This is a genomic window from Jiella soli, from assembly GCF_020615385.1.
Taxonomy (GTDB): domain Bacteria; phylum Pseudomonadota; class Alphaproteobacteria; order Rhizobiales; family Rhizobiaceae; genus VKMB-3413.
On the sequence record NZ_JAJAVB010000016.1, the window covers coordinates 136,693 to 151,952 of the forward strand.

The 15,260-nt window shown below is 67.7% G+C and carries 18 protein-coding genes; 7 read left to right on the plus strand and 11 right to left on the minus strand.

Annotated elements, in window-relative coordinates; genetic code table 11:
• The first annotated feature begins 11 nt into the window (after positions 1–11).
• Complete coding sequence (sciP, locus tag LH400_RS10145; protein ID WP_229152557.1) at positions 12–302, plus strand: CtrA inhibitor SciP; 291 nt, start codon at positions 12–14, stop codon at positions 300–302.
• A 279-nt stretch (positions 303–581) separates the two neighbouring features.
• On the opposite strand, the gene LH400_RS10150 is transcribed toward sciP, so the two are convergent.
• From LH400_RS10150 to phnK, 3 genes are read right to left on the minus strand one after another with little or no spacing between them, the layout of a single operon-like run.
• Positions 582–1,196 carry a DapH/DapD/GlmU-related protein gene (locus LH400_RS10150; RefSeq protein WP_229152558.1) on the minus strand — a complete coding sequence of 205 codons (615 nt, stop codon included), beginning with the start codon at positions 1,194–1,196 and terminating at the stop codon, positions 582–584.
• 2 nt (positions 1,197–1,198) lie between these two features.
• Complete coding sequence (gene phnL / locus LH400_RS10155; RefSeq protein ID WP_229152559.1) at positions 1,199–1,921, minus strand: phosphonate C-P lyase system protein PhnL; 723 nt, start codon at positions 1,919–1,921, stop codon at positions 1,199–1,201.
• A gap of 4 nt (positions 1,922–1,925) precedes the next feature.
• On the minus strand, positions 1,926–2,702 hold the full coding sequence (phnK, locus tag LH400_RS10160) for a phosphonate C-P lyase system protein PhnK (protein WP_229152684.1): 777 nt from the start codon (positions 2,700–2,702) through the stop codon (positions 1,926–1,928).
• Between the two features lie 131 nt (positions 2,703–2,833).
• On the opposite strand from phnK, the gene LH400_RS10165 reads away from it, so the two are divergent.
• Positions 2,834–3,229, plus strand: a complete 396-nt coding sequence (locus LH400_RS10165) for an endonuclease domain-containing protein (RefSeq protein WP_229152560.1) — start codon at positions 2,834–2,836, stop codon at positions 3,227–3,229.
• A gap of 215 nt (positions 3,230–3,444) precedes the next feature.
• Here LH400_RS10165 and LH400_RS10170 read toward each other — a convergent pair whose 3' ends face one another.
• The 4 genes from LH400_RS10170 to phnG are packed head-to-tail and all read right to left on the minus strand — an operon-like array spanning position 3,445 to position 6,584.
• Positions 3,445–4,347, minus strand: a complete 903-nt coding sequence (locus LH400_RS10170) for an alpha-D-ribose 1-methylphosphonate 5-phosphate C-P-lyase PhnJ (protein WP_229152561.1) — start codon at positions 4,345–4,347, stop codon at positions 3,445–3,447.
• Entirely contained in the window at positions 4,344–5,459 is a 1,116-nt protein-coding gene (locus tag LH400_RS10175; RefSeq protein WP_229152562.1) for a carbon-phosphorus lyase complex subunit, read from the minus strand. The genes LH400_RS10170 and LH400_RS10175 overlap by 4 nt, the downstream gene beginning before the upstream one ends.
• Positions 5,460–5,463: 4 nt before the next feature.
• Positions 5,464–6,093 carry a phosphonate C-P lyase system protein PhnH gene (phnH, locus tag LH400_RS10180; RefSeq protein WP_229152563.1) on the minus strand — a complete coding sequence of 210 codons (630 nt, stop codon included), beginning with the start codon at positions 6,091–6,093 and terminating at the stop codon, positions 5,464–5,466.
• Positions 6,093–6,584 carry a phosphonate C-P lyase system protein PhnG gene (phnG, locus tag LH400_RS10185; RefSeq protein ID WP_255616997.1) on the minus strand — a complete coding sequence of 164 codons (492 nt, stop codon included), beginning with the start codon at positions 6,582–6,584 and terminating at the stop codon, positions 6,093–6,095. Before phnG ends, phnH begins: the two co-directional genes overlap by 1 nt.
• A gap of 117 nt (positions 6,585–6,701) precedes the next feature.
• Here phnG and phnF point away from each other — a divergent pair, with 117 nt between their 5' ends.
• Positions 6,702–7,415: a phosphonate metabolism transcriptional regulator PhnF gene (phnF, locus tag LH400_RS10190; protein ID WP_229152564.1), complete on the plus strand. Its 714-nt coding sequence runs from the start codon at positions 6,702–6,704 to the stop codon at positions 7,413–7,415.
• Between the two features lie 68 nt (positions 7,416–7,483).
• Here the strand turns inward: phnF and LH400_RS10195 are convergent, their stop codons facing one another.
• Together LH400_RS10195 and LH400_RS10200 are read right to left on the minus strand one after the other, a co-directional pair.
• Positions 7,484–8,467, minus strand: coding sequence for a CehA/McbA family metallohydrolase (locus LH400_RS10195; protein ID WP_229152565.1), 984 nt, complete (start codon positions 8,465–8,467; stop codon positions 7,484–7,486).
• Positions 8,468–8,599: 132 nt separating this feature from the next.
• A complete protein-coding gene (locus tag LH400_RS10200) occupies positions 8,600–9,178 on the minus strand; it encodes a GcrA family cell cycle regulator (protein ID WP_229152566.1) in 579 nt (192 codons plus the stop codon).
• A 392-nt stretch (positions 9,179–9,570) separates the two neighbouring features.
• Between LH400_RS10200 and LH400_RS10205 the strand changes: the two genes are divergently transcribed.
• Genes LH400_RS10205 through LH400_RS10215 form a run of 3 tightly spaced genes read left to right on the plus strand, consistent with a single transcriptional unit; the run spans position 9,571 to position 12,783 of the window.
• Positions 9,571–10,785: an aspartate aminotransferase family protein gene (locus tag LH400_RS10205; protein WP_229152567.1), complete on the plus strand. Its 1,215-nt coding sequence runs from the start codon at positions 9,571–9,573 to the stop codon at positions 10,783–10,785.
• Positions 10,786–10,799: 14 nt separating this feature from the next.
• The gene (gene argF, locus LH400_RS10210; protein ID WP_229152568.1) at positions 10,800–11,756 is read left to right on the plus strand and encodes an ornithine carbamoyltransferase; all 957 of its coding nucleotides are present in this window, start codon (positions 10,800–10,802) and stop codon (positions 11,754–11,756) included.
• The gene (locus tag LH400_RS10215; RefSeq protein WP_229152569.1) at positions 11,749–12,783 is read left to right on the plus strand and encodes an Hsp33 family molecular chaperone; all 1,035 of its coding nucleotides are present in this window, start codon (positions 11,749–11,751) and stop codon (positions 12,781–12,783) included. Before argF ends, LH400_RS10215 begins: the two co-directional genes overlap by 8 nt.
• A gap of 55 nt (positions 12,784–12,838) precedes the next feature.
• Here LH400_RS10215 and apaG read toward each other — a convergent pair whose 3' ends face one another.
• Positions 12,839–13,231 carry a Co2+/Mg2+ efflux protein ApaG gene (apaG, locus tag LH400_RS10220; RefSeq protein ID WP_229152570.1) on the minus strand — a complete coding sequence of 131 codons (393 nt, stop codon included), beginning with the start codon at positions 13,229–13,231 and terminating at the stop codon, positions 12,839–12,841.
• A gap of 100 nt (positions 13,232–13,331) precedes the next feature.
• On the opposite strand from apaG, the gene LH400_RS10225 reads away from it, so the two are divergent.
• Complete coding sequence (locus LH400_RS10225; protein WP_229152571.1) at positions 13,332–13,937, plus strand: CDP-alcohol phosphatidyltransferase family protein; 606 nt, start codon at positions 13,332–13,334, stop codon at positions 13,935–13,937.
• Between the two features lie 101 nt (positions 13,938–14,038).
• On the opposite strand, the gene LH400_RS10230 is transcribed toward LH400_RS10225, so the two are convergent.
• Positions 14,039–15,235: an O-succinylhomoserine sulfhydrylase gene (locus LH400_RS10230; RefSeq protein ID WP_229152572.1), complete on the minus strand. Its 1,197-nt coding sequence runs from the start codon at positions 15,233–15,235 to the stop codon at positions 14,039–14,041.
• Positions 15,236–15,260 lie beyond the last annotated feature (25 nt).

Sequence of the window (15,260 nt, forward strand, 5' to 3'; positions counted from 1 at the left end):
TTGAGAGTGCAATGACCGATCAGGTTAGACCACGAGTGAAGTATGTCATCGGCCCCGATGGGAGTCCTTTGACCCTGGCGGATCTTCCGCCGACGAATACCAGGCGCTGGGTCATCCGCCGCAAGGCGGAAGTCGTGGCCGCCGTGCGTGGCGGATTGCTCAGCCTCGAAGAGGCCTGTTCACGCTACACGCTGACGGTGGAGGAATTCCTCTCCTGGCAGATGTCGATCGATCAGCACGGCCTTGCCGGGCTGCGAACGACGCAGCTGCAGGAATACCGCAAGCGGGTCGACCTGCACTGACAGGCAGGCCTCTTGGCGAAAGCTCCGCCGCCGCTCCGCGCGGCGAGGCTTTCCATCGATGAAAATGCGCATCGGCCGGAAGCGGCCGGCGCTAAAGTCAAAAGGGCTCCGCCCCCGCTTGTCCGCGGGTGAGGGGCCCTTTTGCTTGCGGCCTGGCGCCTGACTTCGGGCCCGCGCCTCGTCCCGCTGCGCCGGTGGCATATCCGTCCTGAGAGGCATCCAAAGCGATGCGTTCAGCCCACGGGCGGGCGGACGCGTAAGTCTCCGTGGCCGGCGGTCTCAGTCGCCGTATTTGTCGAGGAAGTCTGCGGCGCTCAAGGTCCGGAAGTCGGCGAGGGCGGCGCGGAGTGCCGTGTGCGGCCAGTCCCACCAGGCGAGCCGGTCCATGCGATCGGCGATCTCCGGCTCAAAGCGCGGACGGATCGTCCTCGCCGGCACGCCGCCCACGATCGTATAGGCGGCAACGTCCTTGGCGACCACGGCGCCGGCCCCGATCACCGCGCCGTTGCCGACCGACACCCCGGGCAGGATGGTCGCGCCGTGGCCGATCCAGACGTCGTGCCCGATTGTCACCTTGTTCTCGCGTCGCCAGTCGAAGAAGGCGGCCTCGTTCTCCTCGCATTCGAAATAATCACCGGCCCTGTAGGTGAAATGGTGCAGCGTCGCCCGCCAGGTCGGATGGTTGGTGGCGTTGATGCGCACCGCCGCGGCGATATTGACGAACTTGCCGATCTCGGCTGCCCAGACGATGCTATCCCGCTCGATATAGGAGTAGTCGCCGAGCCGCGTCTCGCTGACGCGGCAGCGGTCGGCCACTTCGGTATAGCGGCCGAGAAAGGAGTCTTCGACCGTGGCGCTGGGATGGACCAGCGGCGTTTCGGAGAGCTTCGGCATGGTCAGGCAGCCTTGTGCCGCGCGGAGAAGGCGGAAACATCGACGATGCGCGTCGCGATTCGTTCGCGCACCTCCTCGTCGTGAAAGATGCCGAGGATCGCCGTGCCGGCCGCCTTCTTCTCCTCGATCATCGAACAGACGACGTTGCGGTTTTCCGCATCGAGCGAGGCGGTCGGCTCGTCGAGGAGCAGGACCCGGTGGTCGGTGATGAAGCCGCGGGCGATGTTCACCCGCTGCTTCTCGCCGCCGGAAAAGGTCGCCGGCGGCAGTTCGAACAGCGCCTCCGGCAGGTTCAGCCGCGTCAGGAGATCGCGGGCGCGGCCGCGGGCGTCTTCGGGCTCCGCCCCGCGCGAAACGAGCGGCTCGGCGACGACGTCGAGCGCGGCAACGCGCGGAATCGCCCTGAGAAACTGGCTGACATAGCCGATGCGGACCCGGCGCAGCTCGATCACGCTGCGCGGATCGGCGCTTGCGAGATCGCTTGCTTCTCCGGTCGCGGGATCCGTCAGGAGGATCTCCCCGGCGTCGACTGCGTAATTGCCGTAGATCATCCGGAGGATCGAGGACTTGCCGACGCCGGAGGCGCCGCCAAGGACCACGCATTCGCCGGCCGACACGTCGAAGGAAACGTTGGCGACCACCGGCAGGCGGATGCCGCCGCGCAGATGCATGGTGAAGGATTTTTCGACGCTGCGGACCGACAGGAGCGGGGAGGGATTCGCCATCGGATCAGACCTCCGGGATCGAGGCGACGAGGAGCTGGGTATAGGCGTGGTGCGGATCGTCGAGGATGCGGTCGGTGAGGCCGGCCTCGATGACATGGCCCTCCTTCATCACGATCATGCGCTGCGACAGGAGTCGCGCGACGGCGAGGTCGTGGGTGACGATCACGACCGATAGGCCCATCTCGGAGACGAGGGTCCGGATGAGGTCGAGGAGCCGCGCCTGCACCGAGACGTCGAGGCCGCCGGTCGGCTCGTCCATGAAGACGAGGCGCGGACGGGTGACGAGGTTGCGCGCGATCTGCAGGCGCTGGCGCATGCCGCCGGAAAAGGCGACGGGCCGGTCGTCGATCCGGTCCGCCTGGATCTCGACCCGGGAGAGCCAGTCGAGCGCGGTGTTGCGGATGTTGCCGTAGTGGCGCTCGCCGACCGCCATCAGCCGCTCGCCGACATTGGCGCCGGCCGAGACCCGCATCCTCAGCCCGTCGCTCGCCTGCTGGTGCACGAAGCCCCAGTCGGTGCGCATCAGGAAACGCCGCTCGGCCTCCGACAGATCGGCGAGGTCGCGGGCAGTGCCGTCCCGGAATGTGTAGGTGACAGAGCCCGCGGTCGCATCGAGCCTTGCCGAGATGCAGTTGAGCAGCGTCGTCTTGCCCGAGCCGGATTCGCCGACGACCGCCAGCACCTCGCCGGGATAGACGTCGAAGGACACGGCCTCGCAGCCGATGCGGGCGCCGTAGCGCTTGGTGAGATCGCGGACGCAGAGGAGCGGGGAGGTCATCAGAAAAGTCCTGGCACAACAGCGGACGCAGCCGATCTCCCCCCTTGCGGGGGAGATGCCGGCAGGCAGAGGGGGGCGCATTCCGCCGGCCTTGCGGTAGACTGCCTCTGCATCGCAACGACATGAGCCGAGCCGTGCCGCACGAGATCGTTCCGCTGAAGAACCGCAGAAATGCGCGCGGCATGCGCAAGGCGATGACCGAAGCGGAACTGAAATTCTGGAATGCGGTGCGAGCGCATCGGCTGATGGGCCTCGGTTTCCGCCGGCAGATGCCGATCGCCGGCTACATTGTCGATTTTGTCTGTCCGGTGCAGCGGCTGATCGTCGAGATCGACGGCTCGCAGCATGGTGAGGACGGAGCGGTCACGCGCGATGCGGTCAGGACGCGGGTACTCGAAGATGCAGGCTGGACGGTCGTGCGCTTCTGGAACGACGACGTGCTCGGGGACATCGATGGCGTATGCAGCCACATTCTGGCTGTCGTTGAAGAGCGACGGCCGGGGGCTTCCATCGACAATCTCGAACGCTGATCGAGGCGCCCCCCTCTGTCCTGCCGGACATCTCCCCCGCAAGGGGGGAGATCGATCTCGCGCGCAGGTCGCGCCCAAAGTTCCTCGGCGGCGCAGGCGTCGGAGTTCAAAGAAGAGACCGCGGCGCCGCAAGAGCTGATCTCTACCCTTGCGGGGGAGATGCCGGCAGGCAGAGGGGGGCGCGAAGGGGCTCGGCATCTCGAAAAATGCCGCCATCACACCGGCTCCCTTGTAATCCGGCTCTCGCCATCTTCCCCGCCACCCTCCGTCCCCACAAACCCCTTCTCCCGCCGCTCCTCGCAGTAATCCGTGTCCGAACAGACGAACATCCGGCCGCCGCGGTCGTCCGTCACCACCTCGTCGAGATAGACGTCCTCCGCGCCGCAGAGCGCGCAGGGGCGGTCGAAGGCCTGGATGCGGAAGGGGTGGTCCTCGAAGTCGAGCGAGACGACGTCGGTATAGGGCGGCAGCGCGTAGATTCGCTTCTCGCGGCCGGCGCCGAAGAGCTGCAGCGCGGGCGAGCGGTGCAGTTTCGGATTGTCGAATTTCGGGATCGGCGAGGGGTCCATGACGTAGCGCCCCTCGATCTTGACGGGATAGGCGTAGGTCGTGGCGATGTGGCCGTGATGGGCGATGTCCTCGTAGAGCTTCACATGCATCAGCCCGTATTCTTCCAGGCTGTGCATCACCCGCGTCTCGGTCTCGCGCGGTTCCAGGAAGCGCAGCGGCTCCGGGATCGGCACCTGGAAGACGAGGGTCTGGCCCTCCTTCAGCGGCGTTTCCGGAATGCGGTGCCGGGTCTGGATGATCGTCGCCTCGGCCGTCTTCGTGGTCGTCGCGACCTTGGCGACCCGCGCGAAGAAGGCGCGGATCGAGACGGCGTTGGTGGTGTCGTCGGCGCCCTGGTCGATGACCTTGAGGATGTCGTCCGGCCCGATGATCGACGCCGTCACCTGAACGCCGCCGGTGCCCCAGCCATAGGGCATCGGCATCTCGCGGGAGGCGAACGGCACCTGATAGCCGGGGATCGCGATCGCCTTCAGGATAGCGCGGCGGATCATCCGCTTGGTCTGTTCGTCGAGATAGGCGAAGTTGTAGGTCGGCAGGGCGGCGGTCATTCGGCGGCGTCCCTTTCTTCGCTATCCCCGTCCGCGGCACCCGCCGTCCGCCCCGCCTGTTCGCGCCGCATCCGCCGGACGAGGTCGAGTTCGGCTTGGAAGTCGACGTAATGCGGCAGCTTCAGGTGCTCGACGAAGCCGGTCGCCTGGACGTTGTCGGAATGGGCGATGACGAATTCCTCGTCCTGCGCCGGGGCATTGCGTTCCTCGCCGAATTCGTCGGCCCGGAGCGCCCGGTCGACGAGGCTCATCGCCATCGCCTTCCGTTCGCTCTGGCCGAAGACCAGGCCGTAGCCGCGGGTGAACTGCGGCGGCTCCTTGGACGAGCCCTGGAACTGGTTGACCATCTGGCACTCGGTCAGCCGCACCCGCCCGATCGTCACCGGAAAGCCCACCTCCGGCATCTCGACCTCGATGTCGACGAGCCCGATCCTGACCTCGCCGACGAAGGGATGCGTGCGGCCGTAGCCGCGCTGGGTGGAATAGGCGAGCGCCAGGAGGAAGCCCTCGTCGCCGCGCGACAGGGCCTGCAGGCGAAGGTCCCGGTCCGCCGGAAAATTCAGGGGGTCGTGGGTGAGATCGCCGGGCTCGGCGGCTTCGGCCGGCTTGTCCGGCTCGATCAGCCCCTCCTGCCCGAGAATGTCGGTGACGCGCGGGCAGGGCTCGCCGGGCCAGTCACGCCGGGCGCCGTCCTCGACCGGTTCGTCGCCGGCCATGGTCGGGTCGATCAGCCGATGGGTGTAGTCGAAGGTGGGCCCGAGCAGCTGGCCGCCGGGCATGTCCTTGTAGGTGGCGGACACCCGCCGCTCGATCCGCATGCGGCCGGTCTCGACGGGCCGCGAGGCGCCGAAACGGGGCAGTGTGGTGCGATAGGCGCGGATGAGGAAGATCGCCTCGATCAAATCGCCGCGCGCCTGGCGGATCGCCATCGCGGCGAGTTCCGGGTCGTAGAGCGAGCCCTCGGCCATCGCTCGGTCGACGGCAAGCGCCAGCTGCTCTGCGATCTGCTCCAGGGTGAGGGCGGGAACCGAGCGGTTGCCGCGGCGCCTGTCGGCGAGCAGGCGATGCGCATTGGCAATGGCGGCCTCGCCGCCCTTGACGGCCACATACATGATGTCAGGCCTCCTCGATCCGGGTGGTGCGGGGAAGCGCGAGAACCGTTCCGCCGGCTGCAAGGATCACGTCGACGCCGCGCGGGAATTTCTTGCGGTTCGCGTGCCAGTCCGCCAGGAAGCGGTTCGGCAGGCCGGAAGGTGCGATCTTCGCCTCCGTCTCGAGGCCGGGTCCGGTGAGGCGCAGCACCGGCCCCCCGGCAAGGTCCGGAAGGCACAGGATCAGCGTCGTCGAGCGATCCGGATAGGCATCGGTGCCGAGCGAGAAGGCGGCAAGATCAGGCATCGCGGCCGGCTCGGCGATCAGCGCATAGCGGGCCTTTTCGGGCTCGGCGACGATCGGCGCTCCCGTGTGGAAGCCGAGCCAGGCGCCCATCGGTCCGGCCGCTGCCGCCCCGTCCAGAAAGACCGGCGTGTCGGCGTCCGCGAGCGTCGCCAGCACCGCGCCTGCGGCAGGCGGCAGCGGGAGTGGCGGCTGCGCCCGCTCGTCCAATTCGGCGATCGTGCCCGGCCGGGCGAAGGCGTTCATCAGCGCCGCGAAGACGGCCTGGGCGTCGAAGACGGGGTCGGCGAAGCCGCCTTCGAGCGCGGCCGTGTCCGCGCGGTGATCTGCGGCGGGCGAAAGATCGCTCATCAGTCGTCCCCCCTGACCATGGTGAAGAAGTCGACCCTTGTCGCCTCGGTCTCCTCGGCGGTCTTGCAGTCCGCGGCGTCCCGCGCCTCCAGCGCCGGCGCGATCACCTCGACCTCGATCGCGTCCCGCCAGTCCGGCCGCTGCCATCCGGCGTCGAACAGCGCCGCGAGGCGGGCATGATCGAGGTCGCGGCCGAGCACCATGGCATGGCCGACTTCGCCGGATGACAGCCGGACGCTCGCCCGCGCGACGCTCGCCTCGCCGATATTGAACGGCGCGCCGCCGCCGCCGATACGGCCACGCAGCATGACAAGGCCCGCCTCCGGCCCCCGCAGCATCGTCGCCGCCATGCCGCCGGCAAGACGCGACCATGCCTCCGATAGCAGGGCGGGATCGGCGGCGGCGAAGGCTTCCATCGCCCGGCGCCTGGCATCCGCAAGAGCCGCCCCCGATGGGGCATTCGCAGGATCGGTCTCGATGTTTGGCAGCATATTAGTATATTTGATTAGACAACTAGATTTGATGTGCTAGACATAGACCAGCTTCGATGACGCGACAATGACGCTCGCCGCAGAGCCTGCGATATTTCACGAGAAGGACGGTTATCGATGGATCGGACTGCAGCCGGGATCGCCCGCTGGCGCCTCGTCGCCGACGAGATCCGCGAGATGATCGCGGGCGGCGCGGACAGGCTGCCGGTCGAGACGGAGCTTGCCGCGCGCTTTGGGGTCAACCGCCACACCGTTCGCCGGGCCCTGTCGGTGCTTGCGGCGGAGGGTCTGGTGCGCTCGGAGCGGGGACGTGGCACCTTCGTCGAGCGTTCGCCGCAGCGGTTGGTCTATCCGGTCGGCGCACGTACGCGCTTCACCGAAAACGTCTCGCGGCAGGCGCGCCAGCCGGCCGGCCGGCTGATCGGCGCGACGCGCGAATTGGCCGATGCGAGCCTCGCGCGCGAGCTCGGGCTGCGGCCCGGCGCCCCGCTCCATCGGCTGGAGACGCTGCACGTCGCCGACGGCGTCCCCTTGTCCGTCGGCACGGTCTGGTTTCCGGCCGAGCGCTTCGCCAACATCGTCACCGCCTATGCGGAGACGGGGTCGGTCACCAAGGCGCTCGCGGCGCACGGGGTGGAGGACTATCGCCGCCGGCAGACGCGGATCGGCGCCGAACGGGTCAGCCGGGCCGACGCCGAGCATCTCGCCTGTCCGCCGGACGCCATCGTTCTCGTCACGCAGTCGGCGAACTACGATGCGGACGATGTCCCGATCCAGGTCTCGCGCAGCCGGTTTCTCGCCGACCGCGTCGAGCTTCTGGTGGAGAGCTGACGGGCCACCGCGGCGTTTCCAAGTGCCGCGCTCCGGAGAGATGTCCGGCCGGGACGCGGCCTCCGGGGTCAAAGCCAGAGCGGATTGGTCCATGCGCGCCGGCCGGAGGCGTCGGTGACAACGACCCGGCACCAGTCGCCGGAAAAGCGGGAAAGGTCGAGCGAAGCTTCGGTGAGGCCGGAGCCGATCGCGGATTCTGCCCGCGAGCCGCGGCCGAGGACGGCAATCGTGCCGGCGGGCGAACAGGCAATCTCGAGCCTGCCGTCGCGCACGGCCAGCGCCGCGATCTCCGGACCCTGCGAGGAGTAGCTGTGGCCGGCCTTCATCGCCGCGAGGATCGCCTCCGGCTCGTTGGTCTCGGCCTTCACCATCATCCAGCCGCCGAAACCATCGGCGATCTTGAAATGCGCATCGTCGGCCGCATAGGCGCCGAGGCGGTTGCCCTCGTTCAGCAGCATGTCGAGGAAATAGCCGCCATCGCCGCGGTCGCACTCGATCGCGCAGCCGGTGTTCCAGATCTCGACCGCATGGGCGAGGCCCGCCATCTGCCGCCCGTCCTCGATCGAGAGCGAGGACCAGTTGGGATGGGCGATGCCGAGAAAGGCGCCGGCCTCGACCGAGCGCCTGGCCAGCGAGACGGCATCCTCGTCGTCGCCGAGAGGCGGAAAGTCTTCGGGCAATCCGCAGGCGAGCAGGTGCCAGATCTCGCCCTGGCTGTTCTGCGGCGCGTGGATCTCGGCGCCGAGGATCGTCGTCATCCGATTGGTGCGATAGGGCTCGGTATTGGTGATCGGGAAGCCGAATTGCTTCAGGAAATGGTCCGACAGGCACAGGAAGTCGTAGCCTTCCTCGGCATAGCGCCGGCAGACCTCGTCCGGCGTCAGCGCCCCGTCCGAGCGGGTCGAGTGGGTGTGGATGTTGCCGCGGTAAAAGCGGCCGGGGGCGGTGAAGGCGTCGCGTCCTGGCATGTTCCTGATCTCCATCCGGGCAATCCGCCCTGCTACGTCGCCGATCCGGTGATCGCCGACGAGCGCGCCGGATATCGCGGCCATGCGTCGGCCATGTGACGCTCCCTGCGCCGGGAGGGACCAATGAAAAACCGCCGCGGACTGGAGCCCGCGGCGGCGAAAATCATCCGGTCGTGGTCGGGACGCGGCGATCGCTTCCCGGGGCGATGCGTCCGATCAGCGAACCCGCCGACGCTCCGTCACCGCCTGGAAGGCGAGCTTGGCGTGATAGGCGCAATAGGGCGAGGAGTCGCCGGAATGGTTGCCGCAGAAATGGAAGTCCGGGAGCAGGGGATCGCCCACCGGCCATTTGCATGTGCGCTCGTTCAGCTGGACGAGGGTCAGCTTGCGCGCGATCGGAACGACCTCGGCACCCTGGCGCTGCGGCACGGCGTCGACCTCGGTCTCGAATTCCGGCTCCATCTCGACCTTGAGCGCGGTCGCGCCGACGCTGCGCGGCATCTGGCGCACCATGGTCGGCGCCGGCTGGGCGACCACGATCCGCGGAGCGGGAATTTCCACCGTCTCTTCCCGCGCGGCCACGGCGACCGTCGCGGGCTGCTGCTCGACGGCCGGCTGCGGGCTGACGCTCGGCGCTCCCGGCGCCTTGGCCCGCGATTCCAGCTTCAGGCGATGTACCTTGCCTATGACCGCGTTGCGGCTGACGCCGCCGAGGCGATCGGCGATCTGACTGGCGCTGAAGCCATCGCTCCAGAGCTGTTTCAACATTTCGACGCGCTCGTCGGTCCAGCCCATGATCAGGCTCCTTCTGCAATGGCGGCTGGACGGAATCCATCAGCTCCGCGCACAGCGTGGCGCGCGAAGAAACACAACATATATGGTGAGACTAGGTCCGCCGCTCGAAATCTAGTATCTGACCGGGACATTAACGCATTGGCTGACTCGGTGACAAGAGTCGGGCCGCTCCCATGGAATCCATTCCAAACTTTTCCCCAACCTTGTTCCGCGCGCGAACGCACGGATTGGCTCGGACACCGCCATTTTCCGCCTCGATTGACACTCGACGGGCGCGGCGTGGTATAGCTTGGCTTCCGAGACATCGGAGCATTCGAACGAAGCCTGCCCTGCGGCAGGCTTTGACGTTTCTGGAACCCGATCAGCGGGGAACGCCGAAAGAGCCGACCGCCATGCCCGAACAGATGGATAATCACTCGCCGCTTTACCAGACCTATGCCCGCGCGCCCGTCGCATTCGAGCGCGGCGAGGGCGTCTGGCTCGAGGCGACCGACGGGCGACGTTTCATGGATTTCTCGGGCGGCATCGCGGTAAACGTCCTCGGCCATGCGCATCCGCATCTGGTGAAGGCGCTGAAGGACCAGGCCGAAAAGCTCTGGCACACCTCCAATCTCTTCGAGATCCCCGGGCAGCGGCGGCTGGCCGAGCGGCTGACTGCCGCGACTTTCGCCGACCGCGCCTTCTTCACGAATTCCGGCGCCGAGGCGCTGGAATGCGCGATCAAGACCGCGCGGCGCTATCACTACGTCAACGGCGCGCCGGAGCGCATACGCATCCTCACCTTCCAGGGGGCGTTCCACGGCCGCACGCTCGCCACGATCGCGGCCGGCGGCCAGGCGAAATATCTCGAAGGCTTCGGTCCCAAGGCGCCGGGCTTCGACCAGCTGCCCTTCGGCGATCATGACGCACTGCGTCAGACGGCGGCGGAAGCCGACGTCGCCGCCATCCTGATCGAGCCGATCCAGGGCGAGGGCGGCATCCGCAAGGTGCCGCTGCCCTGCCTCACGGGCCTGCGCGAACTCTGCGACGAGCTCGGCATCCTCCTGATCTATGACGAGGTGCAGACCGGTGTCGGGCGCACCGGCAAGTTCTACGCCTATCAGCATTCGGGCGCCGCGCCCGACATCATGGCCTCGGCCAAGGGGATCGGCGGCGGCTTTCCGATGGGCGTATGCCTTGCGACCGAAGAGGCGGCCAAGGGCATGACCCCCGGCACGCACGGCACCACCTATGGCGGCAATCCGCTGGCCATGGCGGTCGGCAACGCCGTCCTCGACGTCGTGCTCGAAGACGGCTTCCTCGACCACGTCAAGGACGTCGCACTCCTCTTCAAGCAGTCGCTGGCTTCGCTCATCGATCGCTACCCCGACGTGCTCGAGGAGGTGCGCGGCGAGGGCCTCCTCATCGGGCTGAAGGCGAAGGTGCCGAACGGCGACCTGGTCGTCGCGATGCGCGAAAACGGGCTCCTGGCGGCGCCGGCCGGCGACAATGTGGTGCGGCTCCTGCCGCCGCTGACCGTGACCGCCGAGGAGGTGCGCCAGGGGATGGACCGGATCGAGGCGGCCGTGGGCAGCCTGTCGCTCGCCGGCGAACGGAAAAGCGCCTGAGGGGATCCACCAAGATGACAGCTCCCAGACACTTCCTCGACATCTCTGCCGTCGATTCCACCGAGCTCAAGGCGATCATCGCCGATGCCATCGCCAGGAAGGCGGTCGGGCGCGAAGGCCCGAAGCCGCTCGCCGGCAAGGTCCTCGCGATGATCTTCGACAAGCCGTCGACGCGCACCCGCGTCTCCTTCGACGTCGGCATGCGCCAGCTCGGCGGCGAGACGCTATTCCTCTCCGGCGCCGAGATGCAGCTCGGCCGCTCAGAGACGATCGCCGACACGGCCCGCGTCCTGTCGCGCTATGTGGACGCGATCATGATCCGCACGACGTCGCATGACCGGCTGATGGAGATGGCCGATCACGCCAGCGTGCCGGTGATCAATGGGCTGACCGACGACACCCATCCCTGCCAGATCATGGCCGACATCATGACCTTCGAGGAAAAGCGCGGGCCCGTCGCCGGCAAGACCATCGCCTGGTCCGGCGACGGCAACAACGTGCTCTCCTCCCTCGTCGAAGCCTCGGCCCGCTTCGGCTACGCCATGAAGATCGCGACGCCGGAAGGTTCCGAGCCCGACATGCGCTATGTCGAATGGGCTCGCGGCGAGGGCGCCTCGATCCTGACGACCGGGGACCCGGTCGAGGCGGTGACCGGCGCCGACTGCGTCGTCACCGACACCTGGGTCTCGATGGGGCGCGAGGACCAGGCCCGCGGCCACAACGTCTTCATGCCCTATCAGGTGAACGAGCGCCTGATGGCGCATGCCAAGCCCGAGGCGCTGTTCATGCACTGCCTGCCCGCCCATCGCGGCGAGGAGGTCACCGACGGCGTTATCGACGGCCCGCAATCGGTCGTCTTCGACGAGGCGGAAAACCGCCTGCATGCGCAGAAGTCGATCCTCGCCTGGTGCTTCGGTGCCGTCGACGTGGCCGCGCCGGACCGGAATGGCAAGGGTGTGGCTCATGGCTGAAACGCCGCGCACGCTCGGCGATCTGAAGCTCGCCGGTGACGATGCCGTCGTCCCCTTCGCGGCCGAGGCGCTGGATGCGCGCGGCCGCGCGGTTCAGCTCGGCCCGATGCTCGACCAGATCCTCGGGCGGCACGACTATCCGGAGCCGGTCTCGCGCCTGCTCGCGGAGATGATCGTGCTCACCGTGCTGCTCGGCACATCGCTGAAATTCGAGGGCAAGTTCATCGCCCAGACCCAGACGGACGGAGCGGTGGACCTCCTCGTCGTCGATTTCGCCACCCCGTCCAGCGTCAGGGCCTATGCTCGCTATGACGAGGAGAAGCTGGCGACGGCGATCTCCGCCGGCGCGACGACGCCGGAGGCGCTGCTCGGCAACGGCATCCTGGCGCTCACCGTCGACCAGGGCGAGTACACCCAGCGCTACCAGGGCATCGTCGAGCTGAATGGCGCGACGATGGAGGAGGTGGCCGAGAGCTATTTCCGCCAGTCCGAACAGATCCCGACGACGGTGAAGCTCGCCGTCGCCAAGATCGCGCGGCGCGGCGAGGCCGGCTTCGTCGAGAGCTGGCGCGCCGGCGGCCTCATCGCGCAGTTCCTGCCGGATTCGCCCGAGCGCATGCGCCTGCCGGACCTGCCGGGCGGCGATGCTCCGGAGGGCTCTGAGGCCGAGGACTATGACGAGGCCTCAGAGATGGACGATTCCTGGCTGGAGGTCAGGGCTCTGGTCGATACGATCGACGCCTCCGAACTGACCGATCCGGAGGTGGGCGTCGAGCGTCTGCTCTTCCGCCTGTTCCACGAGCGCGGCGTCAGGGTGTTTCCGCCGAACGCGGTGATCGACGACTGCTCCTGCTCGCGCGTGCGCATCAAGGAGGTCCTCTCGAACTTCTCGGCGGAGGAGATCGACGAGAGCATCGAGGACGGCCGCATCGCGGTCACCTGCGAATTCTGCGGCCAGGGCTACGAGTTCGACCCGTCCGAATTCGATGCGGACACGGACGGCGAGGGCCCGCAGTCGCGCCATTGAGCCAGGCCGCTTGCCTGCGGATACGCTTCTGCGGGCCACGGCACGGACGGGACCGTCAGTTCAGGACCCGCTGGCCCGCCGGCACGTCCAGCGAAAAGGCCGGGATCTCGACCTCGAAGAACGCGCCGCCCGTTGACTGCACCCGGTAATGGCCGCGCATGAAGCCCGACGGCGTGCCGAGCGGACAGCCCGAGGTGTAGGTGAAGCTGTCGCCCGGCTCCAGCACCGGCTCCTCGCCCACGACGCCGGGCCCGCGCACCTCCTCGACGTGACCATTGGCGTCGGTGATGTGCCAGTATCGTGATCTCAGCTGTACCGTCTCATGGCTGCCGTTCTCGATTTCGACCGTGTAAGCCCAGACCCAGCGGCCGCGCTCCGGCTGCGACTGTTCGTCGAGGAAGGTGGGTGTGACGGTGACCGTGATCTGCCGTGTCTTCGCCTGGTACATGACCGGATCCGAATGCCCGTCGGTTGAACCTGTGTAATAGAACGTCATCCGGGCGCGAAAGGTCAATCGGGACGGCAAGCGTGGCGAAGGAAACGGCATCGTGCTCGACAGCGTGCTGAGGAAGCGGATCGATCCGCCGGTCGATCGGATCGCGGCGGGCTTCGTCCGGCTCGGCGTATCGCCCGACACGATGACGATCGCCGGCCTCGTCATCGGCCTCGGCGCGGCGGTGGCGATCGCGTTCGGACAGCTACTCCCCGGCCTCGGCCTGATCCTCGTCTCACGCCTCGCGGATGGGCTCGACGGCGCCATCGCCCGGCGTACCCGCCCGACCGATCTCGGCGGCTTTCTCGACATTACCTTCGATTTCGTCTTCTACGGCGCGATCCCGCTTGCCTTCGCGCTGCTCGATCCGGCGCAGAACGCGCTGGCCGCCGCGATCCTCCTCGCAACCTTCTACGCCAATGGCGCGAGCGTTCTCGCCTTTGCGGTGATGACGGAAAAGCGCCGCATTCCCGAGGCGAAGCGCGCGGGCAAGTCGCTGCTCTTCACGACGGGCCTCGCCGAGGCCAGCGAGACGCTGATCGCCTTCGTGCTGTTCTGCCTGTTTCCGGCCTGGTTTCCGGTCATCGCCGCGGTGTTCGCGGCGATGACCGCCTGGACCTTCGTTTCGCGGGTCTGGCTGGCGGCGAAAACGTTCGGGTGACGCAACGGCCCCTTCTCCCGCAAGCGGGAGAAGGGGGATGCCGCCTCGCCGACGTCCACTTCTGCCAGGCGCCGGCAGCGGTAGCGGCTGCAACGCCGGCCTCACACCGCCGCGAGCGCGGCTTCGATGTCCTCGACGAGATCGTCGATGTCCTCGAGCCCCAGCGACAGCCGCAGCAGGCCGTCGCCGATGCCGAGCTCGGCGCGGGCCTCCGGCGTGAGGTTCTTGTGGGTCGTCGTCGCCGGATGGGTGATCAGGCTCTTGGCATCGCCGAGATTGTTGGAGATGAGGACGATCTCCAGCGCGTTGGAGAAGCGGAAGGCCGCCTCCTTGCCGCCCGCGACCTCGAAGGCGACGAGGGTCGAGCCGCCGGTCATCTGCTTCTTGACGATCGCCGCGTCCGGATGGTCGTCGCGGCCCGGATAGAGGACCTTGGGGACCTTGCCGCTCTCCGCCAGGAGATCTGCGACGCGTGCGGCCGAGCGCGTCTGCTGCGCGACGCGCAGCGGCAGCGTCTCCAGCCCCTTCAGGAGCGCCCAGGCATTGAACGGCGAAAGCGCCGGCCCGGTGTGGCGGTAGTAGTCGTGGAGGTTCTCGTCGATCCATTCCTTCGACGAGAGCACGATGCCGCCGAGGCAGCGGCCCTGGCCGTCGATGTGCTTGGTCGCGGAATAGACGACGATGTCGGCGCCGAGTTCGAGCGGCTTCTGAAACATCGGCGTGGCGAAGACATTGTCGACCACGAGCTTCGCCCCGGCAGCGTGAGCGATCTCGGCGACGGCCGCGATGTCGACGATCTCAAGCGTCGGATTGGCCGGGCTTTCGAAGAAGAACACCTTGGTCTCGGGGCGAACCGCCGCCCGCCACTGATCGAGATCGCGGCCGTCGACGATGGTCGAGGTGACGCCGGCGCGCGCAAGCACAGTCTCGATGACATAGCGGCACGAGCCGAAGAGGGCCCTCGACGCGACGACATGGTCGCCGGCCTGCACCTGGCACTGGAGCGCCGCGGCGACCGCCGCCATGCCCGAAGCGGTGGCGCGGGCATCCTCGGCGCCCTCGAGCGCCATCATCCGCTCCTCGAACATGCGGACGGTCGGATTGGCGTAGCGCGAATAGATGAAGCCCGGCGCCTCGCCCTTGAAGCGCGCCTCGGCGGCTTCCGCGCTCTCGTAGACGAAGCCCTGCGTAAGGAACAACGCCTCGGAGGTCTCGCCGAAGCCCGAGCGGGTCGTGCCGCCGTGAACCATCGCCGTCGCGGGTCTGAGGGGCCGCCGGTCGTCCTTGCGCTTCGCCATGTCATGTCTCCGAACAACAAAAAAC

What these genes read in the sequence shown, in the direction of transcription:
- sciP (WP_229152557.1), top strand. Translation starts at nt 12, where the DNA reads ATGACCGATCAGGTTAGACCACGAGTGAAGTATGTCATCGGCCCCGAT.
- LH400_RS10150 (WP_229152558.1), bottom strand. Translation starts at nt 1,196, where the DNA reads ATGCCGAAGCTCTCCGAAACGCCGCTGGTCCATCCCAGCGCCACGGTC.
- phnL (WP_229152559.1), bottom strand. Translation starts at nt 1,921, where the DNA reads ATGGCGAATCCCTCCCCGCTCCTGTCGGTCCGCAGCGTCGAAAAATCC.
- LH400_RS10170 (WP_229152561.1), bottom strand. Translation starts at nt 4,347, where the DNA reads ATGACCGCCGCCCTGCCGACCTACAACTTCGCCTATCTCGACGAACAG.
- LH400_RS10175 (WP_229152562.1), bottom strand. Translation starts at nt 5,459, where the DNA reads ATGTATGTGGCCGTCAAGGGCGGCGAGGCCGCCATTGCCAATGCGCAT.
- phnH (WP_229152563.1), bottom strand. Translation starts at nt 6,093, where the DNA reads ATGAGCGATCTTTCGCCCGCCGCAGATCACCGCGCGGACACGGCCGCG.
- phnG (WP_255616997.1), bottom strand. Translation starts at nt 6,584, where the DNA reads ATGCTGCCAAACATCGAGACCGATCCTGCGAATGCCCCATCGGGGGCG.
- phnF (WP_229152564.1), top strand. Translation starts at nt 6,702, where the DNA reads ATGGATCGGACTGCAGCCGGGATCGCCCGCTGGCGCCTCGTCGCCGAC.
- LH400_RS10195 (WP_229152565.1), bottom strand. Translation starts at nt 8,467, where the DNA reads ATGGCCGCGATATCCGGCGCGCTCGTCGGCGATCACCGGATCGGCGAC.
- LH400_RS10200 (WP_229152566.1), bottom strand. Translation starts at nt 9,178, where the DNA reads ATGGGCTGGACCGACGAGCGCGTCGAAATGTTGAAACAGCTCTGGAGC.
- LH400_RS10205 (WP_229152567.1), top strand. Translation starts at nt 9,571, where the DNA reads ATGCCCGAACAGATGGATAATCACTCGCCGCTTTACCAGACCTATGCC.
- argF (WP_229152568.1), top strand. Translation starts at nt 10,800, where the DNA reads ATGACAGCTCCCAGACACTTCCTCGACATCTCTGCCGTCGATTCCACC.
- LH400_RS10215 (WP_229152569.1), top strand. Translation starts at nt 11,749, where the DNA reads ATGGCTGAAACGCCGCGCACGCTCGGCGATCTGAAGCTCGCCGGTGAC.
- apaG (WP_229152570.1), bottom strand. Translation starts at nt 13,231, where the DNA reads ATGTACCAGGCGAAGACACGGCAGATCACGGTCACCGTCACACCCACC.
- LH400_RS10230 (WP_229152572.1), bottom strand. Translation starts at nt 15,235, where the DNA reads ATGGCGAAGCGCAAGGACGACCGGCGGCCCCTCAGACCCGCGACGGCG.